Raw genomic sequence first — 18,302 nt, 5'->3', positions numbered from 1 at the left:
GGGTGCTTCGTGCGATATCCGGCCGCCACGCGGGGTGGTAAGGTCAGCCTTACTTAGGCTCGCCTCGCCCGCATCGCCGGTGAGCGCCTCTCGGCAAGTATCTTGATGTCGAGATATATCGTAAGGGGCAGTTATCTCGATGTCGAGATAAACCATAGTGCATGCTGCCCCCATCACCACCGCAGGCATGCCACGGTGCGTTTCCGTGCAGGTCAGCGGCCGTCCGGACCGCGGCGCTTGCGCTCCAGCCGGATCAGCCAGACCGCCCCCGCCACGATCGCGGCGGCCAGCAACAGCACCACCGCGAGCTCACCACCGGAGCCGCCGGTCGGCTCGGGGGCGATGTCGGCCAGCAGGGTCGTCGTCCTCATACCTTCACCTCCTTTCGTCCCGTCCGCACCCGGTCGGCGCCCTCACCCGACCGCTGACCCGCGCCCGGGCCGAGGACCAGCGTCAGCAGCACCGGGAACTCCAGATACGCGTGGTAACTGGCCAGCGCCGCGTAGACCGAGCGGCCCCGGGCGTAATCCACGGCGAACAACAGGGCCAGCAGCGCTCCCGCCCCCAACCCCAGCACCCAGGCCCGGCCGCCCCGCAGACCCGGCACCCGGGCGTCGAAGCGCTCCGCCGCCTCCGGCGCGTACCTCGGCAGGAACCACACCCACACCACGTAGTGCATCGTCTGCAGGAAGGCGAACACCGCCAGGAAACGCAGGCCCACCTGAGGTGTCAACCAGCCCGGCGGGGTGTAGACGGCCGCCAGCCGGTCCGTCCAGCCGCCCGGGCGCTGCGACAGCAGACCGTCCAGCAGCCCGCTCAGCAGCAGCACCGGAACCAGCAGCACCCAGCCGGACTGCAGCGCCAGGAACGCCGCGCGCCCCCGCGCCAGCCTGCGCGACCACTCCGCGAGGAACAGCAGCGGCACCACGTTGTGCAGGTGCGCCAGCACCACGAAGTGGTACGCCGGGAAGGCCAGCGAAGCCGCGCCCGCGCCCACCAGCCCCACCCCGGCCGCCGCCAGCAGCCACGGCCGGCCGCGCAGCCCGTACCGGCAGGCCGCCGCCAGCAGACCGTAGGCGAGCAGGATCTCCGCCGACTGGGACAGCCGGGACGGCGGCAGCAGCCGGCACAGCACGATCCCGGTCACCAGCACCAGCAACAGCCGCAGCAGCGGACCGGCCAGCACCGCGGCGAAGCGGCCCGCCACGTAGCGCAGCTCCAGCACGTTGTGCAGCAGGCCGAAGACCGCCAGGCCCAGCACCGCCAGACCGGTCGGCGCCCGCAGGGCCAGCACCAGCGCCAGCGCCGCCGAGAGCGCGAAGCCCGCGAACGGCGCCGCGCCCAGCCGGGCCGCCGGACCGGGCGCGGGCCACGACCCCGGCCCTCCCCCGGCTCCTGGTCCTCCCCCAGTGCCCGCCCGGATTCCCGTGGTCGCCATGCTCCCCCTCCCCGTGGCACGATCCCCGCCGTGCGCTACCCGGTGGCCCTCGCCCTCACCCTGCTGACCGAGACACCCGTCTACGCCGCCGCCCTCACCCGGATCGGGCGGGTGCACCCCGGGCGGGCGGCCGCCGCCGGCGTGCTCGTCAACCTGGTGACCCACCCACTGCTCTGGTGGACCCTCCGGCACTGGACCGACGGGCCCGCCGCAGCGTACTGGACCGGCTTCGCGCTCAGCGAGACAGCGGTCTGCGCGGTCGAGGCGCTGCTGCTGTGCCCGGTCGCCGGACTGCGCCCGCGCGACCCGCTGCCCTGGATCGCCTCCGGCACCGCCAACGCCGTCTCACTGCTGGCCGGGACGGTGGTCGGGCTGCTGCTCGGCGGCTGACACCGGATCCCGGGCTGCCCGTAACGCGGACGTTCGGCTCGCGCGTCCAGTCGGGCACAGGGGCGGGAACGCCGGCACACGGGGCGGGAACGCCACACGGGGCGGGAACGCCGGCACGGCGGGGCAACGCCCGTCCACGGGGCACGAGGGGAACAGCGTGATCGGGAAGACGCGACGGGCCGAGGAGAGCGCGGAGTTCGAGGACTTCGCGTACAGCCGTGGACAGCGGCTCTTCCGCACCGCGCTGCTGCTCTGCGGCGACTGGCACCTCGCCGAGGACCTCACCCAGGTCACCCTGGCCAAGCTCTTCGCCGCCTGGCCCAAGGTCCGCCGGGCCGACAACCAGGACGCCTACGCGCGCGGCACCCTGGTGCGCAGCTACCTCTCCCACCGGCGGCTGCGCCGCAGCGGCGAACGGCCCGCCCTCGGCGAACTCCCCGAGGGCACCGCCCCCGGGGACGACCCGGCGCTGCGGGTCACCCTGCTCGCCGCCCTCGCCGAACTCCAGCCCCGGGACCGGGCGGTGCTCGTCCTGCGGTACTGGGAGGACCGCAGCGTCGAGGAGACCGCCGCCGAACTCGGCGTCAGCGCGGGCGCGGTGCGCGCCCAGTCGCTGCGCGCCCTCGGCCGGCTGCGCGCGGTCCTCGGCCCCGAGGCGGCCGAACACCTCACCCGCTCCTGACCCCACCAGCTGCTTCGGAAGGAACGACACGACCATGAACGAGCCCGACGTGGACGGCCGGACGCTGTCCGCCGCCTTCGAACGCACGATGGACGGCGTCGGCCCCGACCTGGGCCCGCTGGTCGCCGCGAGCGCCCGGCAGGGCCGCTCGATCCGGCGCCGCCGCCGGCTCACCGTCGCCGGCGCCGTGACGGCGGTGGCCGCGCTCGCCGTCGGCGGCGCGGTCACGCTGCGGACCGACGACGGGGCCGGGAACGGAGGTCAGGCCGCGGCCGCCGCCTCGACCGCCGGTTCACCGACCGCCTCCCCGACCGCACCGGCTTCCGGCCGGCGGTACCCGCGGCCGGTGGAGCTCACCGACGACAGTCCGGAGCAGCCCACGCAGGGCACCGGCCCCAACGCCGGCAAGGTCGCCATGACCGCTCACGCCGCACTGGCCGCCCTGGCCAGGGCGCTGCCCCCGGACGGACGGACCTCCAACTACTCCGGCTACTCCCAGCTGGCCAGGACCGGCAGCAACGACCCCGGGTACGTACAGATCACGGCCAGCCTGCTCTACGACGACGGCTCCGGCCCGGCGAACGTCCGGCTGTCGCTGCAGGGTGGCTTCGGCACCCGCTTCCGGTCCGGGTCCGGCTCACACCCCGACACCTCCGATCTGTTCAGCTGCGCCTGGATGAACGGGAGCGGCGGTGGCCACTTCCGCTCCTGCTCCGACAGCGTGCTCCCGGACGGCACCCGCCTGCTGCTCACCGAGAAGGTGCTCGGCGACGCCCTCGAACGCGAGGTCGACGTGCTGCGGCCCGACCAGTCCTCGGTGTCGCTCATCTCGATCAACACGGCCGAGGTCGCCGGACAGGCCAAGGTCAAGGTCGTCCGGGACGGACTGCCGCTCACTCTCGACCAGCTGAAGGCCGCCGCGCTGTCCGCCGACCTGCAGGAGTGGATCACCCCCGAGCAGGCGCAGCAGGCCGAACAGACGATCCGGCCGTTCCACGACGGCAGCCCGGAACACAACCAGCCGACCGGCGCCGCGACCCCGAAGCCCGGCTCCACCGGGTGAGGCCCGGCCCGGTACGGTGACCGCTGTGGTGAAGGGCAGAGGGGGCCGACGATGATCGTGGTGGACGCGTCCGCGCTGGTGCTGGCGCTCGCCGACCAGGGCCCGCGCGGGGACCGCGCCCGGGCCGAACTCGCCGCCGACGGCGACTGGTTGGCACCCGAGCACATCGTGATCGAGGTGATGCAGTCCCTGCGCGGCCTCTACCTCGCCAAGCAGCTGACCGCCGAGCGGGTCGCCGAACTCACCGGCGAACTTGCCGCGGTGACCGTCCGCAAGGTCGAGGTGGCGCCGCTGCTCGGCCGGATCTGGGAGCTCAAGGACAATCTCACCCCGGACGACGCCGCGTACGTCGCCGTCGCCGAACGGTACGGCGCGCCGCTGGTCACCGCCGACCTGCGGCTGATGCGGGCCAGCGGACCCCGCTGCGAGATCCGGGGAATCGCGCGCGAGGTGGGCTGAGAGTGTCCCCGGGGCCCCGGTGCCCGTTAGCAGGGTGACCGTCGCCCTGCCCGTGGAAGGCCCGACCCGATGCCCGCTCCGTTCGCCGCCGCCCTGCTGCCGCTGGCCCTGCTCGCCCCCGCCGCGTCGCCGGTCTCCGTGACGGAGACGGCCTTCGACCCGGCGACCGCCTTCGTCCGGCCGACCGCGATCAGCTACGCCCAGGACCTGGTGCCGTACGGCTCGCACGCGCGGGTCGTCACCGACCGCTCGGTGCCCGGGCGCACGGTGCTCACCCTGACCGTGTCCGGGCTCGCCCCCGACCACGAGTTCCCGGTGCACCTGCACACCGGCGACTGCGGGGCGGACCCGGCCGCCTCCGGACCGCACTACCAGGACGTGGTCGACCCGGTGCAGCCGTCCACCGACCCGGCGTACGCCAACGACCGCAACGAACTGCGGCTGGTGCTGCGCACCGGCGGGCGGGGCGGGGGCACCGCGAGGGCCGCGGTGGACTGGCAGCCGCGGCCCGGCGAGGCGCGCTCGCTGGTGCTGCACGCGGGCACCCCGGCCGGCCCGCACGCGGCGGGCGACCGGGTCGCCTGCATCAGGCTGGCCCGCTGACCTCCCCGCACGGGGTCCTCACGAGCCCAGGGTGGCGACCAGGACCGCCTTGATGGTGTGCAGGCGGTTCTCGGCCTGGTCGAAGACGATGGAGTGCGCCGACTCGAACAGCTCGTCGGTGCACTCCAGCTCGGTCATGCCGGTCGCCTCGTACATCTGCCGCCCGATCACGGTGCCGAGGTCGTGGAACGCGGGCAGGCAGTGCAGGAACTTCACGTTCGGGTTGCCGGTGGCCCGGACGGTGTCCATGGACACCTGGTACGGCTTGAGCAGTTCGATCCGCTCGGCCCAGACCTCCTTGGGCTCGCCCATCGAGACCCAGACGTCGGTGTAGAGGAAGTCGACGCCGGCCACGCCCTCCGCGACGTCCTCGGTCAGGGTGATCATCGCACCGGTCTGCTCGGCCAGCGCCTGCGCCGCCTTCCGCACCTCCTCGGCAGGCCAGAGGGCCCGCGGGGCGACGATCCGGACGTCCATGCCGAGCAGGGCGCCGGTGACCAGCAGTGAGTTGCCCATGTTGGAGCGGGCGTCGCCGAGGTAGGCGAGGGCCACGTCGGTGAGCGGCTTGGTGGTGTGCTCGGTGACGGTGAGCACGTCGGCCAGCATCTGGGTGGGGTGCCACTCATCGGTCAGGCCGTTCCAGACCGGGACGCCGGCGTGCTGCGCCAGCTCCTCGACGATCTCCTGGCCGTGGCCGCGGTACTCGATGCCGTCGAACATCCGGCCGAGCACCCGGGCGGTGTCCTTGACCGACTCCTTGTGGCCCATCTGCGAGCCGGACGGTTCCAGGTAGGTGGTGGTGGCGCCCTGGTCGTGTGCGGCGACCTCGAAGGCGCAGCGGGTGCGGGTGGAGGTCTTCTCGAAGATCAGCGCGATGTTCTTCCCACGCAGCCGGGGCTGCTCGGTGCCCGCATACTTGGCCGCCTTGAGCCCGGCCGCGAGGTCCACCAGGAAGCGGAACTCCTGGGGCGTGAAGTCGGTCTCCTTGAGGAAGTGCCTGTTCCGGAGGTTGAAGGCCATACCGGGCTCCTGGGGTGACGGGACTACGGTGAAGGTGGCAAGTGTATACGACGGTTCGAATTTCTATACAGGGTGGGGCCGAGGGAGGGGGAGCCCCGGTCGGGGCTCCCCCTCCTCAGTCATCCGGCCACCCGGTCACCTGGCCACCCGGTCATCCCGTCACCCGGTCATCCGGCCCCTAGAGGCGGGGGTCCACCGGCTCGGACTCCAGCGCGAGCACCGCGAACACCGGCTCGTGCACCCGCCACAGCGGCTCCCCCGCCGCCAGCCGGTCCAGGGCCTCCAGGCCCAGCGCGTACTCGCGCAGCGCCAGCGACCGCTTGTGGCCCAGCGAGCGCATCCGCAGCCGGTCCAGGTGCTCGGTGTAGTCCGGGCCGTAGACGATCCGCAGGTACTCCCGGCCGCGCACCTTCACCCCCGGCTGCACCAGACCGCCCGGCCGGCCCTCGCCGCGCGCCGTCCGCACCACCGAGGCCAGTGGCTTGACCACCATGCCCTCGCCACCCGCCGCCGTCAGCTCCTCCCACCAGGCGGTGGCCGCGGACACCGAGGCCTCGTCCCCGGTGTCCACCACTACCCGGCCGGTGCGGTGCAGCACGGGCTGCTCCGCGTCACCGCCTTCCGCCGCGAGCGCTTCGTCGGCCTCCACCAGGCGGTCGATCCGGGCCAGGTGCTCGTCGTGCGGACGCGCCGCGAGGTTCACCCCCTCGGCCGCCAGCAGCTGGAACGGCGCGAGCCGGATGCCCGATAGACCCTCGGTCGGCCAGCAGTAGCGCCGGTACGCCTCGGTGAAGGCCCGGGCGTCGGCGGCGCGGCGGCGCTGGCGGGAGGTCAGCTCCCCCAGCTCCAGGCCGCGTGCGGCTGCCTGCTCCAGCGCCGACAGCACCGCGGGCAGCGCGGCGCCGGCCGCCGCACCGACCGCGGCGTACTGGCGGCGCAACAGCTCCACCGCCTTCAGCGACCAGGGCATCAGCTCGGCGTCCAGCAGCAGCCAGTCGGTGCCCAACTCCTCGAACAGCCCGGCCCTTTCGGCCGCCGACCGGACCCGGCCCAGCACGGCGGCGGTCAGCTCCTCGTCGTCGAGGAAGGCCCGGCCGGTCCGGGTCCAGATCGCGCCCGGACCGGCCACCCCGAAGCGCCGCTCCAGCGCGGCGCCGTCCCGGGCGACCAGCAGCACCGCGCGCGAGCCCATGTGCTTCTCCTCGCAGACCAGGTGCCGGACACCGTCCTCGCGGTAGGCGGCGAAGGCCTCCTCCGGGTGCTCCAGATAGCCCTCGCGGCGGGAGGTCGGGCTCGGCGCCATGGTCGGCGGCAGGTAGGCGAGCAGCCGCGGGTCCAGCGCGAAGCGGCTCATCACCTCCAGCGCGGCCGTCGCGTTCTCCTCCCGGACGGCCACCCGCCCGTGCAGGCCGGTCTCCACGATCCGGCGCCCGGCCACGTCGGCGAGGTCCAGCGGACGGCCCTCGCGGGCACCCGGGGCGTCGGTGTGCAGCGGGCGCACCGGGGCGTACCACTCCTGCTCGGCCTCGACACTCACCAGCTCGCGCTCCGGGTAGCGCAGCGCGGTCAGGCTGCCGCCGAAGACGCAGCCGGTGTCCAGGCAGATGGTGTTGTTGAGGAAGCTCGCGCTCGGCACCGGGGTGTGGCCGTAGACCACCAGCGCGCGGCCCCGGTACTCCTCCGCCCACGGGTAGCGCACCGGCAGGCCGTACTCGTCGGTCTCGCCGGTGGTCTCCCCGTACAGCGCGTGCGAGCGCACCCGGCCGGAGGCGCGGCCGTGGAACCTCTCCGGCAGACCGGCGTGGCAGACCACCAGGGCGCCGCCGTCCAGCAGGTAGTGGCTCACCAGGCCGCGCATGAAGGCGCGCACCTCGGCCCTGAACTCCTCGGACTCCCCGGCCAGCTGGTCCAGCGACTCCTGGAGGCCGTACGCGACGGTGACCTTCTTGCCGTCCATCGCGCGACCCAGCTTGTTCTCGTGGTTGCCGGGCACGCAGAGCGCGTGGCCGGCCGCCACCATGCCCATCACCAGGCGCAGCACGCCCGGGGTGTCCGGGCCGCGGTCGACCAGGTCCCCGACGAACACGGCGGTGCGGCCCGCCGGGTGCACGGCGTCCACCGGACGGCCCTCGGCGTCCCGGGTGAGGGTGTAGCCGAGGCGGACCAGCAAGGTCTCCAGCTCGGACCGGCAGCCGTGGACGTCGCCGACGACGTCGAACGGGCCGGTGAGGTGGCGCAGGTCGTTGTAGCGCCGCTCCAGCTCGATCTCGGCGGCCGCGACCTCGGCCTCGCCGCGCAGGACGTGCACCTTGCGGAAGCCCTCGCGCTCCAGGCCCCTGAGCGACCTGCGCAGTTCGCGGTGCTGACGCGGGACCACGTGGGCGGGCAGCTGGCGGTCCGGGCGGGAACGGTTGCGCTCGGCGCACACGCCGGGCGGGACGTCCAGCACGATCGCGATCGGCAGCACGTCGTGCTCGCGAGCGAGCGCCACCAGCTGGCGGCGGGCCTCGGGCTGGACGTTGGTGGCGTCCACGACGGTCAGGCGACCGGCGGCGAGGCGCTTGCCGACGACGTAGTGCAGGACGTCGAAGGCCTCGGCGGAGGCGGACTGGTCGTTCTCGTCGTCGGCGACCAGGCCGCGGCAGAAGTCGGAGGAGATCACCTGGGTGGGCAGGAAGTGGCGGCGGGCGAAGGTGGACTTGCCCGCGCCGCTGGTGCCGATCAGGACGACGAGGGAGACGTCGGTGACGGGGAGGCGGCGAGGGGCGGTGGGGCTCTCGGGCGCGTCGTTCTCGGTGGGGCTGTTCTCGGTGGGGCTGTTCTCGGTGGCGCTGTTGTCGGTGGCGCTGTTCTCGGTCGCGTCGTCGGTCATCGGGTCTCGCCTCCTTCGGGTGTCGCGGTGGTGTCGGATACGGGTGTGCGGGTGTCGGTCACTGGCGTGCCGGTGTCGGTGCGGAACAGGGCCAGCTGGGTCGGCGGACCGACCTCCGGGTCCTCGGGGCCGACCGGGCGCAGCTCCACCGCGTACCCGTACGCCGCCGCGACCTTCCCGGCCCAGGCCTCGAACTCGGCGCGGGACCACTCGAAGCGGTGGTCGGCGTGTCGGGCACGGCCCGCCGGGAGGCTCTCCCAGCGGACGTTGTACTCGACGTTGGGCGTGGTGGCGACGACGGCCCTCGGACGGGCCGCGCCGAACACCGCGTACTCCAGGGCGGGCAGCCGCGGCAGGTCCAGGTGCTCGATCACCTCGCACAACACCGCCGCGTCGTAGCCCTTCAACCGGGCGTCGGTGTACGTCAGCGCGCCCTGCGCCAGCGTCACCCGCGCGGCCTGTCGCTCGGGCAGGCGCGCCAGGCGCAGCTTGCGGTTCGCCGCCTGCAGCGCCCGGGCGGACACGTCCACGCCGAGGATCTCGGTGAACCGGGCGTCCTTCAACAGCTCGCCGATCAGCTCGCCCTGGCCGCAGCCGAGGTCGGCGACCCGGGCCGCGCCGCTGTCGCGCAGGGCGGCGAGGATCGCGGTGCGGCGCTGCTCGGCGAGGGAGGGCTGCCGGGGTGCGTGGGCGTCCGTGGCCTCGGTGGTCCCGGTGGTCCCGGGGGTCCTGTCGGTCTCGGTGGTCTCGTAGCCGGAGTTCTCGTCGTCCGGCCGGTCGTCGACCGCGTTGTCGATCTCCTCGACCTCGCGGTCGTCCGCCTCGGCCAGTCGGGCCAGCTCCAGGCGCTCCATGGCGGCCCGGGTCAGCGACCAGCGCCGGGACAGATAGCGCCGGGCGATCAGGGCGCGCTCGGGGTGGGCGGCCAGCCAGCCCTCACCGGCGGCGAGCAGCTTGTCCACCTCGTCCGGGGCGACCCAGTAGTGCTTGGCGCCGTCCAGCACCGGCAGCAGCACGTACAGCTGCTGGAGCGCGTCGGCGAGCCGGACCGCCTCCGAGGCCAGCACGACCCGCAGGTAACGGGACTCGCCCCACTCCGGGAAGTCCTCGTCCAGCGGTATCGCCGTCGCCTCGACCCGCCAGCCCAGCGGCTCGAACAACCGGGCCACCATCGCCGGGCCGCCGCCCTCGCCCGCACCGTTCGCGGGCACCGCGGGCAGCTCGATCCGCAGCGGGCGGACCTGCCCCGGCAGCTCCGGGCGCCGCTGGCAGTCACCCTTCATCGCGGAGCGGAACACCGTCCGCAGCGCCACCGCGAGCAGCGAGGACGCGGCGTACGGGCGGTCGTTGACGTACTGGGAGAGGGCGAAGTCGGGCGAGCCGCCCCGGCCCCTGCCGTTGCCCCGGCCCTTGCGGACCAGGGCGATCGGGTCGATGTCCAGCAGCAGCGCCGCCGTGCAGACCTCGTCCCCCGCCTCGGGGTAGAAGACGTGGGCCTCGCCGTGCGACGTCGTGAAGCGCTGGACCTTGCCGGGATGCTTGTGCAGCAGGAACCCGAGATCCGTCGCCGGGCTCTCGGCGCTGCCGGTGGTGGAGATCGACATGAACACCCGGCCGAGTATTGCCCAGCGGACGGCGCGCCAGCACCGGGTTTTCCGGCCCGGCACGCCGCCGGCCTGCGGGTCCGACCGGCGCGTCCGGACGATGGGCGTGTTCGGCAGCGGGGCCCCGCATTGGTTAACGTGCACGGTGTGACTGCTGAATCCACCTCGCTCGAATCCACCTCCCCGGCGACCGGCGCCGTGGCCACCGGTCTGGCCACCATCGCCGCCGACGGCACCGTCCTCGACACCTGGTACCCCGCCCCCGCCCTGGCCGCCGAGCCCGGCCCGGCCGGCACCGTGCGCCTGACCGCCGAGCAGGCCGAGGCCGACCTCGGCGCCGGTGCCGCCGACGCCCTGCGCGCCGACGCCCGCCGTGGCGTCGAGGTGGTCGCCGTGCGCACCACCATCTCCTCGCTGGACGAGAAGCCGCTGGACACCCACGACCTGTACCTGCGCCTGCACCTGCTCAGCCACCGCCTGGTCCAGCCGCACGGCCAGAACCTGGACGGCATCTTCGGCCTGCTCGCCAACGTCGCGTGGACCAGCATCGGCCCCGTCCCGGTGGACAAGGTCGAGCAGGCCCGCCTCGCCGTCCGCGCCCAGGGCGGCCAGCTGGCCGTCTACGGGATCGACAAGTTCCCGCGGATGACCGACTACGTCGCCCCGAGCGGCGTGCGCATCGCCCACGCCGACCGCGTCCGGCTCGGCGCCCACCTGGCGGCCGGCACCACCGTGATGCACGAGGGCTTCGTCAACTTCAACGCCGGCACCCTCGGCACCTCGATGGTCGAGGGCCGGATCAGCGCGGGCGTCGTGGTCGGCGACCACAGCGACATCGGCGGCGGCGCCTCGATCATGGGCACCCTGTCCGGCGGCGGCAAGCAGGTCGTCTCGGTCGGCGAGCGCTGCCTGCTCGGCGCCAACGCGGGCATCGGCATCTCGCTGGGCAACGACTGCGTGGTCGAGGCCGGCCTGTACGTCACCGCCGGCACCCGGGTCACCACCCCGGACGGCACGGTCGCCAAGGCCGTCGAGCTGTCCGGCCAGGACAACCTGCTGTTCCGCCGCAACTCGCAGACCGGCGCGGTCGAGGTCATCGCCCGCTCCGGCTCCTGGGGCGGACTGAACGCGGACCTGCACGCCCACAACTGAGCTGCGCGATGCGGTAGTTGATGGCTCTCAAGCCTTCGGGACCTTCGGGACCCTCGGGACCTTCGGGGTCCGGCGCCGGGTGCGCCGGACCCTTCCGCGTTCTCGGGGGCTTCTCCGTGGCGGCGCGGGCTGGTACACGCCTCAGGGCCGGCGGTGGCGCCCCGGGGCCTTCCGCGGGCGCGACGCCGCGTAGGGCGGCCGCCGTACGCCGTCGCCCTCGATCCCGTATCCGCTGGGCAGCGGCGTAGTCCTCGGCCACCGCCTCCGGCAGCCACTGGCAGCCGTCCCACCGCACGATCAGCCGCAGCCCCTCGGGCGCCACATGGGCGCCGCACTGTCGGCCGCCCGTGAGCCGTACCGACCTCAACTGACCTACCGGCCGCAGTCGTTGCTCCCGCCGTTCGGCCCACGTCGCCATCGGTTCGTCCTCGTCCATCGCGCCGGTCTGGACTGCGGACGGCTGCGACCGACAGCCCCGTCACCCGACCGGGGGACGCGCCGGCCGGACCGTTCGACCGGCTTTCAGGGGGTCCGCAGGACGACGAGCCGGCGGGTCGCCCTGGTCATCGCGACGTAGCGGTCGACCGCCCCCTCCACGCCCTCGCCGAACGCCTCCGGGTCGACCAGGACCACCAGGTCGAACTCCAGCCCCTTGGCCAGCTCCGGGGTGAGCGAGCGGACCCGGGGCCGCTCCTCGAAGCCCGGGGCGCCGATGACGCAGGCGACGCCCTCGTCGTGCTCGGCGAGCCAGCCGTCCAGGACCTCCGCCAGCTCCGCCACCGACCCGTGCCGGACCGGAATGCCGCTGCTGCGTACCGAGGTGGGCACGTTGGCGTCCGGGAGCGCCGCCCGGATGGCCGGCTCGGCCTGCGCCATCACCTCTTCCGGCGTGCGGTAGTTGATGCTCAGCGAGGCCATGGTGGTGCGGTCGAGCCCGACCCGTTCGAGGCGTTCCTGCCACGACTCGGTGAAGCCGTGCCGGGCCTGGGCGCGGTCCCCGACGATGGTGAAGCTCCGGGACGGGCAGCGCAGGAGCAGCATCTGCCACTGCGCGTCGGTCAGCTCCTGGGCCTCGTCCACCACGATGTGGGCGAACGGGCCGGCCAGCGGGTCCCCGTCGGCGCCGGGCAGCGCGTCCTCGTCGACCAGGGTGTCCTGGAGGTCCCGGCCGCGCAGCATCGTCACCACGCCCTCGCCGTCGTCGTCGGCCTGGATGAGGTCACCGATCACGTCCGCCATCCGCTCGCGCTCGGCGGCCACCGAGGCCCGGTGGCGGTTGCGGCGCAGCGTGGCCTCGCGGTCGCCGAGTCGCTGGCGGGCCGCGTCCAGCAGCGGCAGGTCGGAGACCGTCCAGGCCTGCGGGGCGTGCTTGCGCTGCAGCGCGCGGACCTCCTCGGGAGTCAGGTGGGGCGCGCACATCCGCAGATAGGCGGGCACCGACCAGAGGTCGCCGACCAGGTCGGCCGCTTCGAGCAGCGGCCAGGCACGGTGGAGCGTCTCCACCAGCTCGCGGTCCTGCCGCAGCGAGCGCCGGAACAGCTCGGGCGAGACCTCCTCCTCGTCCTGCTCCAGCTTGTCCAGCAGGATCGCGGCCAGCTCGTCCCAGATCTGCTCGCGGGCCTCGTTGTGCGGGGTGCCCGGGTCCGGGGCGTCGAAGGCCTCGGACCAGTCCTCGGCGCTCAGCCAGAGGTCCGCCCAGGGGGTGGAGACCACCATGCCCTCGGTCGGCGGCTCCTCGTAGAAGCGGACGGCCTTCTCGATCGCCCGCACCAGCTCGGCCGAGGACTTCAGCCGCGCGACTTCCGGATCGGCCTCCTCCGGCGCATCCGCGCCCTCGGGCAGCAGGTCCCGCAGGGTGCAGGTGCGCACGCCCTCCTCGCCGAGGCTTGGCAGGACGTCGGCGACGTAGTTCAGGTACGGCTGGTGCGGGCCGACGAACAGCACTCCGCCGCGCCGGTGGCCGAGGCGGGGGTCGGAGTACAGCAGGTAGGCGGAGCGGTGCAGGGCGACCACGGTCTTGCCGGTGCCGGGGCCGCCGTCGACCACCAGGGCGCCGCGCGAGCCGGCCCGGATGATCGCGTCCTGGTCGGCCTGGATGGTGGCGAGCACGTCCCGCATCCGGGCCGACCGGTTGCCGCCCAGGCTGGCGATGAAGGCGGACTGGTCGTCCAGCGCCGCGTGGCCCTCCAGGCCCTCGGCGGTGAACACCTCGTCCCAGTAGTCGGCGATCCGGCCGAGGGTCCAGCGGTACCGTCGGCGGCTGACCAGGCCCATCGGGTCGGCATGGGTCGCCGCGAAGAACGGCTCGGCCGCGGGCGAACGCCAGTCGACCAGCAGGCGACGGCCCTCGCTGTCGGTGAGCCCCAGCCGGCCGACGTACAGCGGCTCCGCGTCCTCCGCGGTCACGATGCGCCCGAGGCACAGGTCCAGGCCGTAGCGGCGCAGGGCGCGCAGCCGGGCGCTCAGCCGGTGGACCTCGATGTCCCGGTCCATCGCCGCCTGCCCGGCGCCGCCCGGAGCCCGGTGCGCCGCGTCGAGTTGCCCGGACAGTTCGGCGATCGCCTGCTCCAGGCTCTCCGCGACGGCCGCGAAGTGCCGCTCGTCGGCCGCGATGAGCGCGGGGGAGGCCTTGGCGGACAGCCGCTCGGGGAGGTCGAAAGCGCTGGTGGTCAGGTGGTTCATGGCATCAGCTCCGATCTGAGGCCTGTGATTGTGAGCCACCACGGGGGCCTTGCCGCAAGACCCCCCATGCGCTATAGGTTGAGAGTGGCAAGGGGTGGGTTCTCCCCCTCCACTTCTCCGGGCCGGGGCCTCCGCATCGGACCTTCGGTGCCTGGCAGGCATCGGTACCGATAGTGCTTGTTCAGGGCTCCGGCCCACCCCGGTGTAGCGCGCTCCTAGCCCAGCCCTTGCTGCAGCGGCAACCCCGGATCACCCGAGCGGCTTACGGCGCACCGGAGTTGGACCGCATCGGGTGGTGCGTGGTGACCGGCCGCCGGAACGGTTCGTTGGTCGATGCGGCACACCGCACCACCGCGATCCGAAGAGGTCCCGTCATGTCCGAACCCTCTGACACGCCGCAGGCCCCGAGCCACCCGACAGGCTCGGCCGTCGGCGACTCGGCCGGGCCCGCGACCCCCAAGACCCTGCTTGAGCAGATGCAGGAACTGCTCGCCTCGGTGACCGCGGACCTCGCCGCGCTGCAGTCCGGCGCCCGGACCGCCCCGGCCGCCGCCTACCCGGCCGGCACCGACACCTCCGACGCCCCGACCGCTGCGGGCACCCGGTAGTCCGGCGCCCGCTCCTCCTCCGTCGGCCCGCCCTCACCCGGCGGGCCGAGCCGGACCACGAGTAACGGCGAACCCCCACCGGCCCGTTCCGGCTCCGCACCGCCGAGCGCCGTACGCTCCACCCCTCCGCCCCGGTCGACCGCCTCCCGCAACCGCGCGGTCACGTCCTTGCACTCCGACATCGCGTCGACGCCGTCGATGCACGTCCAGTACAGACTCTCGGTGTCGGCTCCACAGGCCAGCACGACCAGCGTCTCTCCGACATCCCGCAACAGCCCGTCCAGCGCCTCCAACGTCGGCTGCAGCTCACCGAGTTCGGTGAGCCGACCGGCACGCCCACCGCTCACCGGCGTGCCGTCGGCGACGGACCTGTCCAGGCAGACCGCCGCGTGCGCGCCCGCCTCGGACAGCTGCTGGCCGAGCCCCGTCAGCTCCTCGTCCTCGGACTCCGCCAGCCGGGCGCCGACCGCCTCGGTGAGCAGCGCGACCTGCCGCGCCTCGCCCAGCACGTCCGGCACCTGTCTGGCCTCCGCCAGAGCGTGCCGGGCCGTCTTGATCAGTCGCAGCGCCTCCATGGCCCCCGCTCCTTCCACTCGTCGTCGCCGTCGACCAGCACCGCCGCCGGGGCGGTGGAGTGGCCACGGGGAGAGCGTGCAGAACGGGCGGGGTGGACCGCATCGGGCTTGCCGGAAGCTGTGGAAAACCCGGGGGCTGTGGATAACTTCCTTCCCTCCCAAGGGTGATCAGCCCACGTCAGGATTGACGTCGGCCCCTTCGTCCGGCACCGGGAAGCGGTGTTCGTTGCGTTCGATCTTGGCGGCGAGCGCCTCCAGCGGATCCACCCCGACCGCCGTGCAGAACTGCACCAGGTACGCCAGCACGTCCGCGACCTCGTCGCGCACCCGGTGGGCCCGCTCCGGGTCGGACATCACCGCGGCCGCCTGCTCGGGCGTGAGCCACTGGAAGATCTCCAGCAGCTCCCCCGCCTCCACGCTCAGCGCCGCCGCCAGGTTCTTCGGCGTGTGGTGGGGCTCCCACCTCCGGGCCGCCGCGAACTCCACCAGCCGCTGCCGCAGCCCCTCCAAGGTCAGCTCCCCGGGCTCCGCCGCGCCCCCGGGCACCCCGTTCACCGCAGGCTCCCCCGCCCTCGTCACTCGTTCGTTCACGCCCCCAGGTCTACCGCATCCCCGTCCCCGACCACAGGGCCACCTCCGCCCCCAGCCGCCCCCGAGCGCCCGACGCCCGCCGAGCCACCGGCCGCCGCCGAGCCACCGACCCCCGACGCACCCCCGCGCGCCGCCGAGCCCTCCTCCCCGCGCCCGCCCTGGACAGGCACCCTGGCCGCCTCCGGCCGCAGCACCGTCACCCCCGTCGCCGGGTCCCGCCGGCACTCCACCAGCACCACCTCCCCCGCCGACTCCCCGGCCGCCCCGAACGCCTCCCGCGCCGCCCCCGGCTCCTGCAGCGCGGCCACCACCCGCAGCTGGTTGCGCCCCGCCATGTCCCGCGCCAGCCGCAGCAGCGAGGCCGCCTGTTCGGTGGCGAGCCCGGCCCCGAGGTCCTCGGCGAGCACGGTGAGCTGCCGGTGCGCCCAGGGCACCTCGGCGGCCACGTCGAGGTCGAGCACCCCGGCCCCGGTCAGCAGCACCGCCGCGAAGGCGAGGTGGCGCAGCATGCCGTCGGAGGCCTGGTCGGCCCCGGTGCGCCCGAGCACGCCCTCGTCGAAGACGGCCAGCACCCGCCGCCCGCCCTCGCGCTCGGCGAGGGTGAGTCCGAGCAGCGGGTGCGGCGCGGCGGCCTGGACGGCCCGCAGCAATTGCCCGTAGCGGCGCGGGCACTCGTGGGCGAGCCGGTTGATCACGGCCGAGATGTTGCCGGCGTTGCTGCGCAGCCGGGCCTGCGGGTCGGCCTTGGCCCAGCCGCGCATCAGCGCCGGGACGGGGTGCAGCGGGAAGACCTCGCGCAGCGCTGTGAGCAGGTCCTCGACCGCGGCCAGCACCAGCCGCTCGCCGGTGGACGAGCCGGCGACCCGCAGCGGCAGCTGCGCGCTGATCATGGTGCCGCTGGGCAACGGCGCCCGGATGTCCCCCTGCCGGGTGTCGTTGTGCCAGCACACGTTGACGCGCCCGTTGCGGACGTCCTGCTCACCGGTGTCCACCAGGATCCGGCCGTCGAGGCTGAGCGACTCCCGGGCGATCCGGACCGTCCCGTCGGTGCGGATCACCAGGTCGAGCCGGATCCGGCCGCGCGGGGAGCGGACGGTGCAGCCCAGGATGACGGCGTCCCGCCCGTGCGGCACGCACCCGTCCAGGCCGCCGCGCACGGGCGTGGCGAGCGGACCGGTGCGTCCGGGCAGCCCGTTGAGGGACCCGGTGATCTCCTCGCCGAGGGCGAGCCGGGACAGTACGGCCAGGGCGTCGAGGGCGTTGGACTTGCCCACACCGGCCGGCCCGTGGAGCACGGTGAGCGGCGCCAGCGGCAGGACGGCCCGCCGGTAGGACTTGAAGGCGGTGAGCCGCAGCTCCTCGACGGTGGGGCGGGGCACGGGTGGCCGGTCGGGCCCCGGTGCGCCGCGGGTGCGCAGTGGGGCCGGCCCGGCGGGCGCGGCGGCGTCGCGGTTCACCCGTCGGACGTTAGCCGCAGCCCGACCGGGCGAAACGTGCCTGCTCGGCAGATTCATCCCAACGTGGGGGACCTGCCGCACACCGCTGACTACCGCGGACGCCGGTAGGCGGCCACCGTCACCGAGGCGCTCACCTCTACCGGTTCCGGCAGGGCCGCGAGGGCGGCCGCGAGCCGGTCGGCGTCGGTGTGCCAGGCGCTCGGGCCCATGCCGACGACGGTCCGGACGTCCTGGGCGCTGAGCCGCAGGGTGAACTCGACCGACCGCTGGTCGACCGGTGTCAGGTACGGGCCGAGCTTCTCGTCGATCCGACGCTGCTTCTCCTCGTCCACCGACAACAGGCCGAGGGCGTCGACGAGTTCGCGCAGGTGGTTCGCGGTGGGCGAGACCAGCAGCAGGGTGCCGCCGGGGCGCAGCACGCGGCGGATCTCGGGGCCGTTGCGCGGGGCGAAGACGTTGAGCATCAGCTCGGCGGAGGCGTCGCGCAGCGGCAGCGGGCGCCAGGCGTCGCAGACCACGGCGCCGATCCGGGGGTGGGCCTTGGCAGCGCGGCGCAGTGCGAACTTGGAGATGTCGAGGGCGGCGCCGACCCGGCCGGGCAGGGCGTCCAGGACGTGCGCCAGGTAGTGGCCGGTACCGGCGCCGAGGTCGACGACCAGGCCGTCCGGGCCGTCCGGGTCCTCCGGGCTCCCCGTGGTCTCCGGTCCGGCAGCGCCCGCCGACGGGGCGGCTCCGAGCAGAGCGGTGGCGGCTTCGGCGAGGGCGTCGGCGATCGGCCGGTAGTGCCCGGCGGTGAGGAAGTCGGCGCGGGCGGCGACCATCTCGGCGGTGTCGCCGGTGCCGGTGTGGGCGTCACCGGCGAGGAGGCTGACGTAGCCCTGCTTGGCGAGGTCGAAGCTGTGCCCGGCGGGGCAGCGCAGGCTGCGCTCGTGCCGGATGAGGGCCTGCGCGCAGTGGGGGCAGGCCAGGTAGGGCTCAATGTCCTGCAGCAACGTTCCGTCTTCTCTCGCCGTTCGGCCCCGGCCGGTCGGGGGCGCCAGCCAGCCTAACCACCCCCGCCCGCCGACGGCCGCCCCCGCACCAGCGCAGATCGGAAGAGCACACTC

Annotated in this window: 18 protein-coding genes; 7 read left to right on the top strand and 11 right to left on the bottom strand. The window is 74.2% G+C overall.

All coding sequences use genetic code 11. From position 1 onward, the window contains the following. Nucleotides 1-212 precede the first annotated feature (212 nt). Together HS99_RS45415 and HS99_RS32020 are read right to left on the bottom strand one after the other, a co-directional pair. A complete protein-coding gene (locus HS99_RS45415) occupies nucleotides 213-371 on the bottom strand; it encodes a hypothetical protein (protein WP_157846576.1) in 159 nt (52 codons plus the stop codon). After that, nucleotides 368-1,438 (bottom strand): hypothetical protein, encoded by a 1,071-nt coding sequence (locus HS99_RS32020; protein ID WP_141763858.1) that lies wholly within the window; start codon nucleotides 1,436-1,438, stop codon nucleotides 368-370. Before HS99_RS32020 ends, HS99_RS45415 begins: the two co-directional genes overlap by 4 nt. Nucleotides 1,439-1,468: 30 nt before the next feature. On the opposite strand from HS99_RS32020, the gene HS99_RS32015 reads away from it, so the two are divergent. The 5 genes from HS99_RS32015 (at nucleotide 1,469) to HS99_RS31995 (ending at nucleotide 4,635) form a co-directional block, all read left to right on the top strand. Next, nucleotides 1,469-1,828 (top strand): hypothetical protein, encoded by a 360-nt coding sequence (locus HS99_RS32015; RefSeq protein ID WP_030557994.1) that lies wholly within the window; start codon nucleotides 1,469-1,471, stop codon nucleotides 1,826-1,828. A gap of 157 nt (nucleotides 1,829-1,985) precedes the next feature. Beyond that, on the top strand, nucleotides 1,986-2,510 hold the full coding sequence (locus HS99_RS32010; protein WP_030557993.1) for a SigE family RNA polymerase sigma factor: 525 nt from the start codon (nucleotides 1,986-1,988) through the stop codon (nucleotides 2,508-2,510). Nucleotides 2,511-2,544: 34 nt separating this feature from the next. Next, the gene (locus tag HS99_RS32005; protein WP_030557991.1) at nucleotides 2,545-3,573 is read left to right on the top strand and encodes a hypothetical protein; all 1,029 of its coding nucleotides are present in this window, start codon (nucleotides 2,545-2,547) and stop codon (nucleotides 3,571-3,573) included. Between the two features lie 51 nt (nucleotides 3,574-3,624). Continuing rightward, nucleotides 3,625-4,032 carry a type II toxin-antitoxin system VapC family toxin gene (locus HS99_RS32000; protein ID WP_030283722.1) on the top strand — a complete coding sequence of 136 codons (408 nt, stop codon included), beginning with the start codon at nucleotides 3,625-3,627 and terminating at the stop codon, nucleotides 4,030-4,032. Nucleotides 4,033-4,101: 69 nt separating this feature from the next. Then, nucleotides 4,102-4,635, top strand: coding sequence for a hypothetical protein (locus tag HS99_RS31995; RefSeq protein ID WP_046386375.1), 534 nt, complete (start codon nucleotides 4,102-4,104; stop codon nucleotides 4,633-4,635). Between the two features lie 18 nt (nucleotides 4,636-4,653). On the opposite strand, the gene argF is transcribed toward HS99_RS31995, so the two are convergent. The 3 genes from argF to HS99_RS31980 form a co-directional block, all read right to left on the bottom strand. Continuing rightward, nucleotides 4,654-5,655: an ornithine carbamoyltransferase gene (gene argF, locus HS99_RS31990; protein WP_030283719.1), complete on the bottom strand. Its 1,002-nt coding sequence runs from the start codon at nucleotides 5,653-5,655 to the stop codon at nucleotides 4,654-4,656. Between the two features lie 178 nt (nucleotides 5,656-5,833). After that, nucleotides 5,834-8,527 (bottom strand): polynucleotide kinase-phosphatase, encoded by a 2,694-nt coding sequence (locus HS99_RS31985; protein ID WP_078938812.1) that lies wholly within the window; start codon nucleotides 8,525-8,527, stop codon nucleotides 5,834-5,836. Continuing rightward, nucleotides 8,524-10,137 carry a 3' terminal RNA ribose 2'-O-methyltransferase Hen1 gene (locus HS99_RS31980; protein WP_030557989.1) on the bottom strand — a complete coding sequence of 538 codons (1,614 nt, stop codon included), beginning with the start codon at nucleotides 10,135-10,137 and terminating at the stop codon, nucleotides 8,524-8,526. Before HS99_RS31980 ends, HS99_RS31985 begins: the two co-directional genes overlap by 4 nt. Before the next feature lie 141 nt (nucleotides 10,138-10,278). Between HS99_RS31980 and dapD the strand changes: the two genes are divergently transcribed. Continuing rightward, nucleotides 10,279-11,283 (top strand): 2,3,4,5-tetrahydropyridine-2,6-dicarboxylate N-succinyltransferase, encoded by a 1,005-nt coding sequence (dapD, locus tag HS99_RS31975; RefSeq protein WP_030283712.1) that lies wholly within the window; start codon nucleotides 10,279-10,281, stop codon nucleotides 11,281-11,283. Here dapD and HS99_RS47220 read toward each other — a convergent pair. Then, entirely contained in the window at nucleotides 11,225-11,701 is a 477-nt protein-coding gene (locus HS99_RS47220) for a DUF6087 family protein (protein ID WP_232543245.1), read from the bottom strand. The two genes, dapD and HS99_RS47220, sit on opposite strands and share 59 nt — an antisense overlap. A 104-nt stretch (nucleotides 11,702-11,805) precedes the next feature. Beyond that, on the bottom strand, nucleotides 11,806-13,965 hold the full coding sequence (gene helR, locus HS99_RS31970) for an RNA polymerase recycling motor ATPase HelR (RefSeq protein ID WP_030557988.1): 2,160 nt from the start codon (nucleotides 13,963-13,965) through the stop codon (nucleotides 11,806-11,808). A 374-nt stretch (nucleotides 13,966-14,339) separates the two neighbouring features. On the opposite strand from helR, the gene HS99_RS31965 reads away from it, so the two are divergent. Beyond that, nucleotides 14,340-14,573, top strand: a complete 234-nt coding sequence (locus HS99_RS31965; protein ID WP_030283708.1) for a hypothetical protein — start codon at nucleotides 14,340-14,342, stop codon at nucleotides 14,571-14,573. Here HS99_RS31965 and HS99_RS31960 read toward each other — a convergent pair. The 4 genes from HS99_RS31960 to HS99_RS31945 form a co-directional block, all read right to left on the bottom strand. Then, on the bottom strand, nucleotides 14,519-15,148 hold the full coding sequence (locus HS99_RS31960) for a DUF6099 family protein (protein ID WP_050366788.1): 630 nt from the start codon (nucleotides 15,146-15,148) through the stop codon (nucleotides 14,519-14,521). The two genes, HS99_RS31965 and HS99_RS31960, sit on opposite strands and share 55 nt — an antisense overlap. Before the next feature lie 168 nt (nucleotides 15,149-15,316). Continuing rightward, nucleotides 15,317-15,703: a nucleotide pyrophosphohydrolase gene (locus HS99_RS31955; RefSeq protein WP_232543243.1), complete on the bottom strand. Its 387-nt coding sequence runs from the start codon at nucleotides 15,701-15,703 to the stop codon at nucleotides 15,317-15,319. A 32-nt stretch (nucleotides 15,704-15,735) separates the two neighbouring features. Beyond that, a complete protein-coding gene (locus HS99_RS31950; protein ID WP_050366787.1) occupies nucleotides 15,736-17,196 on the bottom strand; it encodes an AAA family ATPase in 1,461 nt (486 codons plus the stop codon). 89 nt (nucleotides 17,197-17,285) lie between these two features. After that, complete coding sequence (locus HS99_RS31945) at nucleotides 17,286-18,188, bottom strand: putative RNA methyltransferase (protein ID WP_030283700.1); 903 nt, start codon at nucleotides 18,186-18,188, stop codon at nucleotides 17,286-17,288. Nucleotides 18,189-18,302 lie beyond the last annotated feature (114 nt).

This window comes from Kitasatospora aureofaciens (assembly GCF_001188955.3).
Lineage (GTDB): Bacteria > Actinomycetota > Actinomycetes > Streptomycetales > Streptomycetaceae > Kitasatospora > Kitasatospora aureofaciens.
Note: the sequence above shows the minus strand (reverse complement) of the source record. Positions and strands in the feature narration are given on the sequence as shown.